The organism is Vibrio phycocola, assembly GCF_053850235.1.
Genome location: NZ_JBSQDJ010000008.1, coordinates 134,525 through 149,999, shown reverse-complemented (window position 1 = coordinate 149,999; position 15,475 = coordinate 134,525). Strand labels below are relative to the sequence as shown.

The 15,475-nt window shown below is 42.6% G+C and carries 14 protein-coding genes; 3 read left to right on the top strand and 11 right to left on the bottom strand.

The genetic code is table 11. The features are described 5' to 3' along the window. Nucleotides 1-41 precede the first annotated feature (41 nt). The 7 genes from ACWU4D_RS13165 to ACWU4D_RS13135 form a co-directional block, all read right to left on the bottom strand. On the bottom strand, nt 42-623 hold the full coding sequence (locus tag ACWU4D_RS13165) for an ANTAR domain-containing response regulator (protein WP_456051899.1): 582 nt from the start codon (nt 621-623) through the stop codon (nt 42-44). Between the two features lie 94 nt (nt 624-717). Then, complete coding sequence (locus tag ACWU4D_RS13160) at nt 718-1,668, bottom strand: glycosyl transferase family protein (RefSeq protein WP_456051898.1); 951 nt, start codon at nt 1,666-1,668, stop codon at nt 718-720. Nucleotides 1,669-1,682: 14 nt separating this feature from the next. Further along, nucleotides 1,683-2,564: a uroporphyrinogen-III C-methyltransferase gene (cobA, locus tag ACWU4D_RS13155; protein WP_456051897.1), complete on the bottom strand. Its 882-nt coding sequence runs from the start codon at nt 2,562-2,564 to the stop codon at nt 1,683-1,685. Between the two features lie 126 nt (nt 2,565-2,690). After that, the gene (gene serS, locus ACWU4D_RS13150) at nt 2,691-3,998 is read right to left on the bottom strand and encodes a serine--tRNA ligase (RefSeq protein WP_456051896.1); all 1,308 of its coding nucleotides are present in this window, start codon (nt 3,996-3,998) and stop codon (nt 2,691-2,693) included. A gap of 103 nt (nt 3,999-4,101) precedes the next feature. Next, complete coding sequence (locus ACWU4D_RS13145) at nt 4,102-5,451, bottom strand: replication-associated recombination protein A (RefSeq protein ID WP_456051895.1); 1,350 nt, start codon at nt 5,449-5,451, stop codon at nt 4,102-4,104. A 23-nt stretch (nt 5,452-5,474) separates the two neighbouring features. Then, a complete protein-coding gene (lolA, locus tag ACWU4D_RS13140; RefSeq protein WP_456051894.1) occupies nt 5,475-6,071 on the bottom strand; it encodes an outer membrane lipoprotein chaperone LolA in 597 nt (198 codons plus the stop codon). 96 nt (nt 6,072-6,167) lie between these two features. Then, a complete protein-coding gene (locus tag ACWU4D_RS13135) occupies nt 6,168-6,776 on the bottom strand; it encodes an SEC-C metal-binding domain-containing protein (RefSeq protein ID WP_456051893.1) in 609 nt (202 codons plus the stop codon). Between the two features lie 159 nt (nt 6,777-6,935). Here ACWU4D_RS13135 and dusC point away from each other — a divergent pair, with 159 nt between their 5' ends. Continuing rightward, nucleotides 6,936-7,892 (top strand): tRNA dihydrouridine(16) synthase DusC, encoded by a 957-nt coding sequence (gene dusC / locus ACWU4D_RS13130; protein ID WP_456051975.1) that lies wholly within the window; start codon nt 6,936-6,938, stop codon nt 7,890-7,892. A gap of 234 nt (nt 7,893-8,126) precedes the next feature. Here dusC and ACWU4D_RS13125 read toward each other — a convergent pair whose 3' ends face one another. The 4 genes from ACWU4D_RS13125 to yfbV form a co-directional block, all read right to left on the bottom strand. Then, nucleotides 8,127-8,921, bottom strand: a complete 795-nt coding sequence (locus ACWU4D_RS13125; protein ID WP_456051892.1) for an ABC transporter ATP-binding protein — start codon at nt 8,919-8,921, stop codon at nt 8,127-8,129. Then, nucleotides 8,918-9,817: an ABC transporter permease gene (locus tag ACWU4D_RS13120; protein ID WP_456051891.1), complete on the bottom strand. Its 900-nt coding sequence runs from the start codon at nt 9,815-9,817 to the stop codon at nt 8,918-8,920. The genes ACWU4D_RS13125 and ACWU4D_RS13120 overlap by 4 nt, the downstream gene beginning before the upstream one ends. Nucleotides 9,818-9,874: 57 nt before the next feature. Further along, nucleotides 9,875-10,843, bottom strand: a complete 969-nt coding sequence (locus ACWU4D_RS13115; RefSeq protein WP_456051890.1) for an ABC transporter substrate-binding protein — start codon at nt 10,841-10,843, stop codon at nt 9,875-9,877. Between the two features lie 258 nt (nt 10,844-11,101). Further along, nucleotides 11,102-11,554 carry a terminus macrodomain insulation protein YfbV gene (gene yfbV, locus ACWU4D_RS13110; protein ID WP_456051889.1) on the bottom strand — a complete coding sequence of 151 codons (453 nt, stop codon included), beginning with the start codon at nt 11,552-11,554 and terminating at the stop codon, nt 11,102-11,104. A 344-nt stretch (nt 11,555-11,898) separates the two neighbouring features. Here yfbV and ACWU4D_RS13105 point away from each other — a divergent pair, with 344 nt between their 5' ends. Both ACWU4D_RS13105 and pta read left to right on the top strand, forming a co-directional pair. Further along, a complete protein-coding gene (locus ACWU4D_RS13105; protein ID WP_456051888.1) occupies nt 11,899-13,098 on the top strand; it encodes an acetate kinase in 1,200 nt (399 codons plus the stop codon). A 118-nt stretch (nt 13,099-13,216) separates the two neighbouring features. Beyond that, nucleotides 13,217-15,367 (top strand): phosphate acetyltransferase, encoded by a 2,151-nt coding sequence (gene pta, locus ACWU4D_RS13100; protein ID WP_456051887.1) that lies wholly within the window; start codon nt 13,217-13,219, stop codon nt 15,365-15,367. Nucleotides 15,368-15,475 lie beyond the last annotated feature (108 nt).

Sequence of the window (15,475 nt, the reverse complement as noted above, 5' to 3'; positions counted from 1 at the left end):
CATAGAAAAAAAACCAAGCTAACCCTTAAGTGGTAGCAACTCTAATTGGTGAGTTCAAAGGTATTTACCACATTTTTAGCGATAAGCCCCATAGGTTGACTACTCTTCATCGCAGAGGAGCGAAGTGCTTGGTAGGCTTCAGGTTCATCAATTGAATGAACTTTCATTAATAGACCCTTTGCTTTCTCAACCCATTTTCTATCTTCAAGCTTACGTTTAAGTTGAGCAATTTCTCTGGTCGTGTCTGCCGCATTATCGCTGACTCGCTTAGCATGAATGAGCATCGGAATGAGTGAGTCAACGGCTGAAAATGGTAGTAGTACCACTCGCTCAAACCCATTTAAGTTTTTGATATAATTTGAATTAACATCTTTAAGCAGTACAACAACGGGAACTTGATTTATAGAGCAGTAGTCGAGAAAGCAGCTGAGTTCAGCCGTAGGCTTATGATATGAGATGACTAATAATGAAGTTGGATTTTGATCTAGCGTTAACTCTAATAAAGGCAGAGGTACACATTTAACTTTTGCGAACTCTGCCGTTAATTTTGAAGAGAGCATTGGCAGTTCAGCTTGATCATCAGAGCACAAGACAACCACATCGTTTGAACTAAAATGTGTCATAATCATTCCTTGTTTAAGCTATTCGACAACAAGAAATAATTCAAGGAACGTGCCAATCACGTTGAAAAACTATTATTAAATAATTTTCAATAAGTTAGCTGCAATAGGTGCGCCACCACGACGTTGCCAGTTCAATTGACTCTTGGCGATTTTGATTACGGGCGAATAATACTGCTGCAATACTAGATACGACAGTATTCGCCATTAATACCTGATCTTCTGATGCAGTCGCAAAAGGACAAAAAGTCGGCAAAGCTAACTCTGAGTCATATAGCTCTGGCCAATAATGAGAATCGACCCCTTCTTTGTGACTTAACCAAACTGTTTGGCTCACTTTAGGGTTATATTCCGATTCGCCACTTACGCCCTTATAAGAAATAACAGCATGTGAAGTCAGCCCTATTTCTTGTTCAACATCGGCATGCAATTGTTGGAATCCAGGGTGAAAGCTACCACGAACACCAATTTCCGCGCCGCCCGGATTAAGGGCTCTTACCACGGTATTGATAGGTGTACGTAAACCATACCTTGCCTTCCAAGCTATCATAGATCTCGCTTGAGGCGCGAAGGTTTCTAAGGCTAAATACGCAACGTTATGTTCATTGAGTAAATTACGAGCTTCTTCGATTGATTTCGCTCGTTTAACACCTACGACGTCTAAATAGTGTTCGGCATGTAAACGACCAGAATCAGGTTCAGAGAAGCCATGTAATAAGACTTTGTGCCCATTGTCTGCGAGTATTTTTGCAGCAAGTAAATGCCAAGGCTGGCCTGCTGCCTCGCGCTTACCTGCGTAACATGGCCAGTCTATTTCGGCACCAAGGTTAGGGACACGGCTTTGGAAGGCTTTAACGAAACCTGCAATCTCTTCTTTAGTTTCATTTTGAACTCGAATGAGCATCATCAACATCGCCATTTGGTCATCACCAATCTTGCCGTCAAGATATTCATCCATGACTTTATAAGCTTGATCAAAGTTGAGTGGCTTTTTCCCCCGCTCCCCACGACCTACCGTACGAATACACTCTAAAATTGAACTCATCACTTTCCTCGATTTAACTAGCTCAGTGTCGATATATTCACACCACTGGCTGTTATCATTAATTGTTCTCTTAGTTTTACAACATCACCCATAATAATCAAAGCTGGACTCAGCCCTGCTAACTCTGTCGCTTTGGACGTTAGCTCTGCGATTGTAAAGGTATAGACTTCTTGATCTCGACTGCAGCCTTTACCGACAATGGCGACAGGCGTATCACTGGATAACCCAGCGCCTATTAAGCCACCTTGAATTACCGATGAGTTCTCCAGTCCCATATAAAAAACCAGAGTTTGACCGTTCTCAACTAGACCAGCCCATGCTGGTAATGCTCCGGTTACAACCGTGCCCGTAATCAATGTTACGCTACGAGAGATCTCTCTATGTGTCAATGGGATTAATGCACTCGACGCGCACCCGACTGCCGCCGTGATTCCTGGAACGACTTCGTACTGAATTTGGTTGTCGACAAGTAATAGTGCTTCTTCGCCACCACGACCAAAAATAAAAGGGTCGCCTCCTTTTAAACGAGCAACGGTTTTTCCTTGTAGAGCGAAGTCGACTATCAATTGACTGATTGCTTCCTGTTTCATGCTCGCCTGACCGCAGCGTTTACCGACATAGATCATATCTGCATTAGGGTTCGCTAACTCTAGAATCTCGCGCCCAACAAGACGGTCATAAACCACAACATCTGCGTTCTGAATGACACGCAGAGCTTTCACCGTGAGTAAGTCAGGATCACTTGGGCCAGCGCCAACTAAATAAACATACCCATTTTTATCTGCTTTACCTAATCGAGATTGATCGACAACTGGAGCGTTGTCGTAAAACTTATCGTGTGGCGTAAAACTATCGCTGCCGTTAGCTAAAGCATCAGTCGTGTTGTTTGATTTACTCATCACCTAACCTATATTCCATACTCATTACCGCCAACATAAAAAAGGTTGCTGCCAGCCTATTTGTGACATTATGCACAAAAAAAGCCTAGATTTCTCCAGGCTTTTTTAAATAACCAAGGTTAAATGTTAGCCAATATGAGTCGCGCCACCCATATACTTTTGAAGTACTTGAGGAATTTCTATACGGCCATCCGCTTGTTGATAGTTTTCTAGTATCGCCACCATCGTACGACCGACCGCAAGACCAGAACCGTTCAATGTATGTAACAGCTCAGGTTTCTTCTCACCTTTACGGCGGAATCTCGCTTGCATTCGACGCGCCTGGAAATCCCACATATTTGAACATGATGAAATCTCACGGTAGGTCTCTTGTGCAGGAACCCAAACTTCCAAGTCGTAAGTTTTACACGCACCGAAGCCCATATCACCAGTACATAACACCACTTTTCGATATGGAAGTTCAAGCAATTGCAGCACTTTCTCAGCGTGCCCTGTTAACTCTTCAAGCGCCGCCATAGAATCTTCAGGTTTGGTAATCTGGACCAATTCCACTTTATCGAATTGATGCATCCGAATCAGACCACGAGTATCACGGCCGTAAGATCCAGCTTCAGAGCGGAAACACGGCGTATGTGCGGTCATTTTTAATGGTAAATCAGCTTCATCGACAATTTCATTACGAACGAGATTTGTCACCGGAACTTCTGCCGTAGGAATCAATGACAAGCGACGAGGCTCTTCATCGTTAACTTTTTCAACTAGCGGTTCGGTATGGAATAAGTCTTTACCAAATTTAGGCAACTGCCCCGTGCCAAATAGACTATCGGAATTCACTAAGTAAGGGACATACAGCTCTAGATAACCATGTTGGTCGGTGTGTAGATCCAACATAAATTGTGCAATTGCACGATGTAAACGAGCAAATTTACCTTTCATTACGATAAAACGTGCGCCAGTAATTTTCGTGGCACTGGCGAAATCTAAACCACCTGCGAGCTCACCAAGATCGACATGATCTTTTACTTCAAAGTCATATGATTTAGGCTCGCCCCAACGAGAGATTTCAACGTTGTCATCTTCGCTTTTACCATCGGGCACATCGTCAGATGGGATATTTGGAACAGACAACGTAAGTTCGTCAATCTGACCTTGCAGTTCGACTAACGCCGCTTTCTTACTTTCCAAATCACTTCCAAGTGAACCAATCTGACTTTTAACTTCTTCCGCGCCCGCTTTATCGCCTTTCGACATCAATTGGCCGATCTGCTTCGAGATGGAGTTGCGTGTGGATTGTAAATTTTCAACTTCGATTTGAATCGATTTACGTTTGTCTTCTAATTGACGAATGGTCTCTACGTCGAGAGCGAAGCCACGACGTGCGAGTTTTGCAGCAGTTTCGTCCAGTTCAGTACGAAGTAATTTAGAATCCAGCATTGCTAATCCTGTGTCTCTTGATTAAAAAATACGCTTTTCGAACCATTAAAATTAGGTCCGAGAGCGGGATAAATATGGAAAGGTAAACGATAGCGAAAAGCCACTATTTTTCATAGCGCTTTTGCGGGCTTTTTGCATCTAAATTAGCTAAATAGTCTAACTTTTCGCCTATTTTAATCTCTAAGCCACGATTCGTTGGTTGATAGTAATGAGTTCCGTCCATTTCAGGTGGAAGATATTTCTCGCCGGCGGCATACGCTCCAGGTTCATTGTGGGCATAGCGATACTCTTCACCGTATCCCATATCTTTCATTAAACTGGTTGGTGCATTACGTAAATGATGAGGAACTTCATAGTCAGGCTCATTTTTCGCGTCGCGCAACGCCTGCTTCCAAGCATCGTAAACGGCGTTACTTTTGGGAGCACAAGCCAAATATACTGCAGCTTGAGCAATAGCTCGATTTCCTTCTGCTGGGCCCAAACGTTGAAAACAATCCCATGCAGATAACGCAACTTGCATCGCTTTGGGATCAGCATTACCAATGTCTTCCGAAGCAATCGCCAACAGACGCCGAGCAATATACAAAGGATCACACCCAGCGGTAATCATTCTTGCTATCCAATACAGCGCGCCATCGGGGCTTGAACCTCGGATCGATTTATGAACAGCAGAAATTAAATCGTACCAAACATCACCTTTATTATCGAAGCGAGCCAAACGTTCACCAGAGACTTCTGCCAATAAGGGAAGATCTATTTGCTTTTCACCAGACTCATTTTCTGAGGCCATATCATAGAGCAGTTCGAGATAATTCAACGCCATCCGTGCATCGCCATTCACCAGCTCAGATAATCTCGCAATCACATCAGAATGAAACTCTGCTTTAACGTTTCCCAAACCACGATCTGGATCGGTAATCGCCTGCTCCAAGGTTGCTTGAATATCCTCATTGCATAAGGATGTTAACTTGTAGACTCGTGCTCTAGATAACAAAGCATTATTTAATTCAAACGATGGATTTTCTGTAGTGGCTCCAATAAACGTAACGGTGCCATCTTCGATATGTGGAAGAAAAGCGTCTTGTTGAGATTTGTTAAAACGGTGCACTTCATCGACAAATAAAATTGTTCGAAATCCAGCAAGCTTATTACTCCTCGCCTTTTCGATTGAAGCTCGAATATCTTTCACTCCAGACGTTACCGCTGAAATACGCTCAACTTTGGCATTCGCATACGAGGCAGCTAACTCTGCTAATGTCGTTTTTCCGGTACCCGGAGGTCCCCAAAGAATCATAGAGTGGAGTTGACCTTGCTCTAAGGCACGACGTAAAGGCTTTCCTTCGGCAAGAATATGAGCTTGACCGATATACTGAACTATTGTTGCAGGCCTCATTCTTGCCGCTAGAGGTCTAAAATCTTGATCGTCTGAAAAGTCGAGGCTTAAATTACTCACGAGTCACCGTTAATCGCATAAAATTAGTTACGTTGGTCATCGATTTCAACGCCTTGCGGCACTTTAAATGTAAACAAAGATCTATCTGGCACCATTATTTTTACGTTATTAAACGAAAAGGTGGTGTTTTGACCATCCTGTTCAAGAATATCGAAACCCATAACCTTACCACTGTCATCGATCGCAATAATAAAACTCCCTTGCGTGCTGTCTGCGGCTACCGGTTTTAACGTAAACACATCACCGCTTTGGGTAACATCATATTGGTTCCAATCTTGCTCTTCATTCCGGGTTAGCAACACAAATGGTGTCTGACCCGCCGCTTGTTCCTGCGTATAAACAGAAACCTGCTCAACAAAAGGGCTGTAATACCATACGGTTTCACCATCCGAAACAATCACATTATCATCTGGTAGAAATGTTTCCCAACGGAACAAACTTGGGCGGCTAATATCAACCTTTCCAGACCCTTCACTGATGACAGCTCCATCCGCATCTTTTACCACTTGTTCAAACTGAGCACTGAATCCTTCGTTTAAGGTCAAGCGTTGCGACAATTCCTGTTTAGGGCTTGCAAGTGCTGAGCAGCTCACCATTAATAAAGCTAACCACTTTTTCATTGTTTTCTCCTAAGCCAAATACTAAGGCCTTGTTATATGAGCTCTTGACCGTTTAGTTGTCATCGTTATGTTGGAAAACAGATTCTGTGTAAAGTTCTACTTTAAACAACATTGCTTATATTTCTTGCCACTATTACAAGGACATGGGTCGTTGCGGCCTACCGTTTTATAAGGATTTACCTTCATTGATTTGTCACCAACTTGAAAATCGTTGGCGGCATTAGCTACGTCACTAATCATTAGGTCAAGATTTTCGACCATTTCACTTAGTTGCGGAGGACTTGCAATACCCGCTTCTATCATACTTTGTTTGGTACTCTCTTCATCCATGGCCAACATCATGGTGGTGAGCAGTGCTTGCAACATTCTTTCTGAGCCATCAGTGAGCGTAACATCCAACCATTGTGCTTCAATATGTTGCCAAACACGGAGAAAACCTTGAGCAAACTGGCTAAGTTGTTCACCACTGTCATCGCCAATCAATGATGATGTCTGATAATTATTTGCCATTAACAGTGCATATTGTTGGTGAAACTGTGCCTCGACAGTTGAGACCAATTCCGAGCTTTCTTCAAGTAATTCAATAAGCCATTGCTCAATTGGCATCGGCTTTATCGCCATATTGGAGGCCAAAATGGCCCCTTCTAAAAACTGGGATGAATGTTTGAAGACTGTAGAATCAGTGACGAGCAAAGAATAATTCATAAAGAAAGGGACTACCATTAGACATAAATATCACGCGATTATAGCGAACTCGTCACCAAGTTACAGGCCTTTCCTCAACACAAAATTTATCAGAACATAGTGACAAGTGACTTAGCGATGACTACAATCTCGCCTCCTAAATATGAGAGTGAAGCGGCAATGCGAGTAGTTCTTGGCCCAATGCAAGGTGTATTAGACCATGTAATGCGTGAAATCCTCACAGAGATAAACGATTATGATCTCTGTGTTACTGAGTTTGTCCGCGTTACCAGTCAATTATTACCAAGCAAAGTATTTCATAGACTGTGTCCAGAGCTTCGTACGCAATCTCATACCCGTTCAGGTACACGTGTTCATGTTCAATTATTAGGTCAAGATCCTCAGTGGATGGCTGAAAATGCACATCAAGCTGTTGAATACGGTGCCGCTGGAATTGACATTAATTTCGGTTGCCCTGCCAAAACCGTAAATAAACACAAAGGCGGCGCAGCGCTACTTGAATTTCCTGAAACAATTTATCAAATAGTCAAACAGTGCCGAACTGCCGTAGATTCTAATGTTCCAGTCACGGCTAAAATTCGCCTTGGTATTGAGAACCCAGAAGACTGTTTTGCTATTTCAGATGCGATCCAACAAGCGGGTGCTGATGAGTTAACCATTCATGCTCGTACAAAAGTCGGTGGCTATAAGGCAGAAGAAATAAAATGGGGTTATATCGAGCAAATCCGTCAACGAACGTCGATTCCTATTATTGCCAATGGAGAGATTTGGAATTATCAAGATGGTATTGATTGCCGAAACACAACCAACGTAGATTCATTAATGGTGTGTCGAGGCGCGCTGACAATACCGAATCTCGGGAACGTCGTAAAACGAAACGATGCCGCAATGGCTTGGGATGAAGTGTTGCAACTGCTTATCAACTACTCTGAATGTGAAGTAATAGGCGATAAAAGCAAATACTACCCACAACGCGTTAAACAGTGGTTTACCTACTTACGTCATGCTTATCCAGAGGCAGCAGAACTGTTCTACAACATTCGAACCTTTAATCAAGTTGACCCTATTTTAAGCCACATTCATCGGGCACAAGAAGAGTACGCTCGTACCTACTAACCCCTGTAACTGGTAACTGGTAACTGGTAACTGGTAACTGGTAACTGCAGCGCTTATATTTGCTGGCAATAAAAATATAGTCCGTCTTTCATTTTCTCAATATTCCTTACCAAGCTTCACCAAATAAAAAAGCACTGGAATCCAGTGCTTTTATCAGAATATATGTTGAGTGCTGTTTATAAGTAATAAGCTAAGCTCTTGATTAGCTAAACCCGCTATTAACTAAGCTCGCTATTAGCTAAGTAATAAACTGTCATCAGCAAGCTCTTCACCACGTACTTTTGAAAACATTTCCAAAAGATCAGGAACACCCATATTGGCCCGTTGTTCACCTTCTACATCGAGGACAATTTTACCTTGGTGAAGCATCACCGTGCGATCACCACACGCCAACGCATCCTTCATCGAGTGCGTCACCATCATTACGGTTAAGTTATATTCCTTCACAATACGCTTGGTTAAATCGATAACAAATGCGGCCATTCTAGGATCAAGCGCTGCGGTATGTTCATCTAACAGCAGCAATTTGCTGTCTGATAGTGTTGCCATCACCAAACTGACGGCCTGACGTTGACCACCAGACAATAAGCCGATGCTGTCACTCAAACGATCTTCCAAACCTAAGCCCAAGATACTAATACGGTCTTGGAACAACTTACGGCGTTTGTTGGATAGTGAATGTGTCCATCCACGTCGTTTACCACGCATATACGCAAGTGCCATGTTCTCTTCAATTGTTAACGCGCCACAAGTACCCGCAAGAGGATCTTGGAATACTCGAGAACAAAGACTGGCTCGTTTATCAACACTTTGACGCGTAACATCAAATTCATCGATATTTACCGAACCACCTACCATAGGAGTCTCACCGGTTACTGCACCCAACAATGTTGATTTACCTGCTCCATTTGAACCAATTACAGTCAAAAACTGATGCTCGGGTACGGTCAAATCGACACCGCGTAATGCTCTATTTTCAAGAATAGTTCCCGGACTAAACGTGACCTGAATGTTTTCCAAGCGGATCATGCTTTACCTCCAATGGCTTTTTTAGTCTTCATTCTTTTTTGCATTTTAGGCATGACTAATGCGAGTGCAACCAATACCGCGGTAACAAGGTTTAAGTCCGAAGCTTGTAAGCCGAACATTCCAGTACTTAACGCGAAAGCAACCGCCAAACGATACAGCACTGAACCTAAAATTACAGCAACAACCGCTACCCAAATTTTTCTTCCTGGCAATAGTGTCTGGCCAAGAATCACAGATGCTAAACCAACAACAATCGTACCAACACCAGAAGTCACATCTGCAAAACTATTGGTTTGAGCAAATAGTGCCCCTGAAAAACCAACAAAACCATTCGATATCGCTAAACCAACATAGGTATAGAATGCCGTACTGGCTCCCTGAGCAGAAACCATACGAGCGTTAACCCCTGTTGCGCGCAAACCAAGTCCAAAATCACTGTTCAACATACGTACAACAAAAATACCCGACAAGATAACCAAGATACCTACGACGAGCGGTCGGATATACAATGGATCACCCATTGCTTCGAACGGAGTTAATATAGTATCGGATCCAATCAATGCAACATTTGGACGCCCCATAATACGAATGTTGATTGAGAATGCGGCAATCATCGTAAGGATCGAAGCCAATAAATTCAAAATACCACATTTAACCGTGAGGAATGCCGTTACCCATCCGGTGATGGCTCCAGCGATGATTGCTAAAAAAGTAGCTACCCACGGGTCAATGCCCGAAACGATAGCCGTTGCTGCGACGGCGGCCCCCATTGGAAAGCTGCCATCAACACTAAGATCTGGAAAATCAAGGACTCGAAATGTTAAATAGACGCCTAACGCGACTAAGCCATAAACGAGTCCAATTTCTAATGCTCCAAAAAAAGCAAAAGCAGACATAAATACTCCCTTTCTGCTTAAAAGAGGCGGGGAACAAACCCCACCAAACAATCTTTATTATTCAATAATTTTAGTTGCGCGATCGACAATTGATGCTGGAATAACAAGACCGAGTTTTTCAGCTGCAGCTTTGTTGATAACAACATCTGAACCTGTCGCTACTTTCACATCGATAGATCCCGGATCTGTACCTTCTAAAACGGCCGCAACATAATCGGCAGTTTGTACACCGATCTGATAATAATCAAAGCCTAAACTCGCCACTGCACCACTTTCAACGTAAGTAGTTGTCGCAGCGAAAACTGGTGTTTTTGCTTGATTAGCCGCAACAATCATCCCTTCAATTGCACTTGCAACCGTGTTATCAATGAGTGCATAAATAACATCAGACTTCGATGCAATTGCTTGAGTTGCTGATTGGATGTCTGCACTCTTAAGTGCCGTTGCTTCTACTAATGTAACACCTTCCGCTTCAGCACTGGTTTTAAGTAAGTCCATTAAACTGACGGAATTAGCCTCTCCAGGGTTATAAACCACACCAATGGTTTTAACTGAAGGAAGCATCTCTTTTATCATTTGCACATGTTGAAGTACGGGTGATAAATCAGATAAGCCAGTTACATTTTTGCCTGGTTTCTCTAATGAATCGACCAGTTTAGCACCTATCGGATCGGTAACAGCAGTAAATACGATTGGGATGTTTTTAGTAGATGAGACTAGCGCTTGAGCCGTCGGAGTTGCGATACCAACTAGTACGTCAGGTTCCTCACCTACAAATTGACGAGCAATCTGAACTGCAATTGCAGGATTTCCTTGAGCCGTTTTAAAATCGAATTCTAAATTTTTTCCTTCTTCATAACCCTTGGCTTTCAATCCATCAAGCAATCCTTGACGTGTTGCATCCAATGCTGGGTGTTCGACAATTTGAGAAACTGCCACTTTCGCTGTTTTTGCCATAATACTCGTAGAAGAGAGTAATGCCGCACCTGCAAGAGCTACGGTAACTAATATTTTTCCTGCGTTCATCAGAACTCCTTATTGCGAAGCTTTATGCTACTTTTCGTCAATTTTGTTATCTAATCTGCGTTCATTTATTGCAGTCCACAACATATTTACCAGTTACACAGCGTAAAGGGAAGCAAGTTTTACGACCGAGGTCTTAAAATTACAACCCCGCACAACCCAAGGGCAACATGTTCCATTTTGGGGCCTAACATGCACAAAAAAGCCTCTTTTAAGGAAAAAGAGGCTTTAATCGTGCAGGCTGTTTATTGAGCGACTTTTCTAAAACCAACGCTCTAATGCTGACTTATCCAACTGGCGAAATGCTCGATTTAATACATATGCTAGCTCTTTATATCGAGGGCGAGATTTAACCGGTTCAATAGCGCCTCCCGATTCTAAGATTTTTTCGTTTAATTCACGATACCAATGGACTAGATTTGGAGGAAGTAAAGTGTTTGAACGATTTCCCAACCACCATATCCCTTGAACGGGCAAGCTCAATGCGAAAACGGCTATAACGATAGCTTGGGGAAGGTAATCGACATTATTGAAGGTGATTTGAGTTAATACACTTATAGCCGCAACGGCCGGCATAACTTTTATCGCAAATCTCGTTGCCTTAATCACGCGTTGGTCTGGGAAAAGCAAAGAAAGCTCTTTTCTCATAGGCCAACTGTCCATATATTTTTGTCCATCTCGAAGGTTATGGACCAATCCAATATCATCACGCATAGGCTCTCACTTCTTCAATTAAACTTTTTATTAAAAATAAGTTGAATAAATCAACTTATTTTGCAAAAACTTAATGTTGGATAATATTTTTTCAAAAAATTTTGTTATATTAAGCCCACCTCGCACACAGCACATTCGTGCGCGACCAGAATTTCATTGTTACCCCTAAATTCAGTTAAAGCAACCGAGATTTAGCAAAACGTGTAAAAGTTTGTGACTCATTGTGAACTGTTTACATTAAATGATATTTTTATTGATCGGGAGTGGGATTTATCATTCGTTTTATCCTATATATTACCCGCACAACTTTTAACAAATTAAACCGAAAGTACAGGTAGTTACACATGTCAAAACTAGTTCTAGTTTTAAACTGCGGCAGCTCGTCTCTTAAATTCGCTGTTGTCGATGCAAATAATGGAAATGAACACTTAACCGGCCTTGCAGAATGCCTTTCTCTTCCCGAAGCTCGTATCAAGTGGAAATTAGATGGTGGCAAGCATGAGGCTCAGTTAGGCAATGGCGCTGCGCACATTGAAGCATTATCGTTTATGGTCGATACTATTCTTGCGTCGAAGCCAGAGCTTGCTGAAAACCTCGCGGCCATCGGTCACCGAGTTGTTCACGGTGGTGAACAATTCACTCAATCAGCATTAATTGATGATTCTGTATTACAAGGTATCGAAGACTCTTCGACCTTTGCGCCTCTTCATAACCCTGCGCACATCATCGGTATTAAAGCGGCTCAAAAAGCATTTCCAGCTTTAAAAAATATCGCTGTGTTTGATACGGCGTTCCACCAAACAATGCCAGAAGAGTCATACTTATACGCGCTTCCTTATAAGCTATATAAAGAACATGGAATTCGTCGCTACGGCATGCATGGTACATCTCATTTGTTCATCGCTCGTGAAGCAGCTGAACGTTTAAATGTTCCTGCAGATAAACTGAATATTATTAACTGTCATCTGGGTAACGGTGCTTCTATCTGTGCAATTAAAGATGGTAAATCTGTAGACACATCTATGGGTTTAACTCCTTTAGAAGGATTGGTCATGGGTACACGTTGTGGTGATATCGATCCTGCGATTATATTCCACCTTCATGATGCTCTTGGTTACTCAATTGAAGATATCAATACTATGTTGACCAAAGAGTCTGGTTTACTAGGTTTGACTGAAGTGACCTCTGACTGCCGCTTCGTGGAAGATAACCATGAAGAGAAACCAGAAGCGAAGCGTGCTTTAGATGTCTTCTGTCATCGTTTGGCTAAATACATCGCAGGTTACACTGCAAGCATGGATGGTCGCCTAGATGCTATTGTGTTTACTGGCGGAATCGGTGAAAACTCAGCACCAATTCGTGAAATGGTTCTTAACCGTTTAGCCATTTTTGGTATTGAAGTCGATACCGATGCGAACTTGAAAGCACGCTTTGGTGGCGAAGGTGTTATCACCACAGCTGATAGCCGTATTCCTTCAATCGTAATTTCAACCAATGAAGAATTGGTAATTGCAGAAGATACCGCGCGACTCGCTGGTCTTTAATTCGATTAACTGGCTAACTTCATAAGTTAGCCAGTTTGCTTTGGGGCTCATAATTTACAGAGCCAATTTATTTACCCCCTAATTATATTAGGTCTTTTTTGCTATAGGTAATCTTGCCATGTCTCGTACAATAATGCTTGTTCCTACTAGCGCTGGCGTAGGCTTAACGAGTGTAAGCTTAGGCGTCATCCACGCTATGGAACGTAAAGGAGTTTCTGTCTCCTTTTACAAACCAATCGCTCAACCACGTAGTGGCGGCGACCAACCAGATTTAACATCTACAATTCTTAGTACCAATATTAATATCAAGATTGCTGAACCTGTTCATATGTCTAAAGCAGAGACATTAATCGGCTCAGAAAAAATGGATGAGTTGTTGGAAACTATTGTTGAACGTTATAGTTCGATTAATTCTGAATCTGAAGTTACCCTAATTGAAGGTTTAGTTCCAACGCGTAAACACCCATTTGCAAACCAAGTAAATGCTGAAATAGCGAGCACACTTGGTGCAGAAATCGTGTTTGTTGCAACCCCAGGTTTGGATAATCCATCGCAGCTTAAAGAGCGCATCGAAGTTGCATGTTCTAACTTTGGCGGTACTAAAAATAAAAGTATCTCTGGCGTGATCATCAACAAGCTAAATGCTCCAGTAGACGAAGCCGGACGTACTCGCCCAGATCTATCAGAGATTTTTGATGAGGCAGAAGTAGCTAAGCAAAGTAACATCGAAGTGTTACAGATCTTTAATTCGAGTCCAATTCGTGTATTAGGCTGTGTGCCTTGGAGCATTGATCTAATTGCTACTCGTGCTATTGATATGGCGAAACATCTCAACGCGGAAATCATCAATGAAGGCGAACTGAAAACTCGACGCATTAAAAGCATCACGTTCTGTGCTCGCTCGTTACCTAATATGATGGAACATTTCCGTCCAGGTTCCTTACTCGTTACTTCAGCAGACCGCCCCGACGTTATCGTTGCAGCTTCTCTTGCTGCAATGAACGGTGTTGATATTGGTGCCATCTTACTAACTGGTGGCTATGACATTCCTAAATCAATCTACGATTTATGTCTTCCAGCATTAAAATCTGGCCTACCTATATTCAAAGCGTCTGGAAACACATGGCAGACTTCTTTAAACTTGCAGAGCTTTAGCTTAGAAGTTCCTTCAGATGATAAAGAGCGCATTGAATTTATTAATGACCACGTTGCGAGCCATATTGATGGTCCTTGGATCAACTCTCTTTCTGAGGGAACTCAAGGCATTCGCCGTTTAAGCCCTCCTGCATTCCGCTATCAGCTCACTGAGTTTGCTCGCCGTGCAGCAAAACGCATTGTCCTTCCTGAAGGAGATGAGCCTCGTACTGTTAAAGCAGCCGCAATTTGTGCTGAACGTGGTATTGCAACGTGTGTACTCCTTGGTAATCCCGATGAGATTAGACGTGTTGCTGTTCAACAAGGTGTTGAGTTAGGCGCCGGTGTAGAAATTATCGATTCAGACAAAGTTCGCGAAAATTACATTGCAAGACTCGTAGAGCTACGTGGCGCAAAAGGCATGACTGAAGTTGTAGCCAAAGCAAAACTGGAAGACTCCGTTTTCCTAGGCACAATGATGTTGGAAGCGAATGAAGTTGATGGCTTAGTATCTGGAGCGGTTCATACCACTGCAAACACCATCGTTCCTCCATTCCAAATCATAAAAACTGCACCAAACGCATCAATCGTTTCTTCAATCTTCTTCATGCTATTGCCTGATCAAGTATTGGTATACGGAGACTGTGCAATTAACCCTGATCCTAATGCTGAACAGCTTGCAGAAATTGCAATTCAATCAGCAGATTCAGCAGCAGCATTTGGTATCGATCCGCGTGTTGCCATGATTTCCTATTCAACAGGTGAATCTGGTAAAGGGGTTGATGTAGACAAAGTACGTGAAGCAACACGTATTGCTCAGGAAAAACGCCCAGATCTCGTTATCGATGGTCCACTACAGTATGATGCAGCAATCATGGAGAACGTTGCTAAATCTAAAGCACCAGACTCACCAGTAGCGGGTAAGGCAACTGTATTTGTATTCCCAGACTTAAATACTGGTAACACTACGTACAAAGCGGTTCAACGTTCCGCTGATTTGGTTTCGATTGGCCCAATGCTTCAAGGTATGCGTAAGCCGGTTAATGACTTATCTCGTGGCGCTCTAGTTGATGATATCGTGTACACTATCGCTCTTACTGCTATCCAAGCAGGTCAAGCTGACGACAATAGCTAACACCTTAATCATATCTAGCTTGTAAAAAGCGCAAAAAAGAGGCCTAAACATGAGTGTTTAGGCCTCTTTCATTTATAAGATCCAATTAATTACAAAATGTCGATGAGC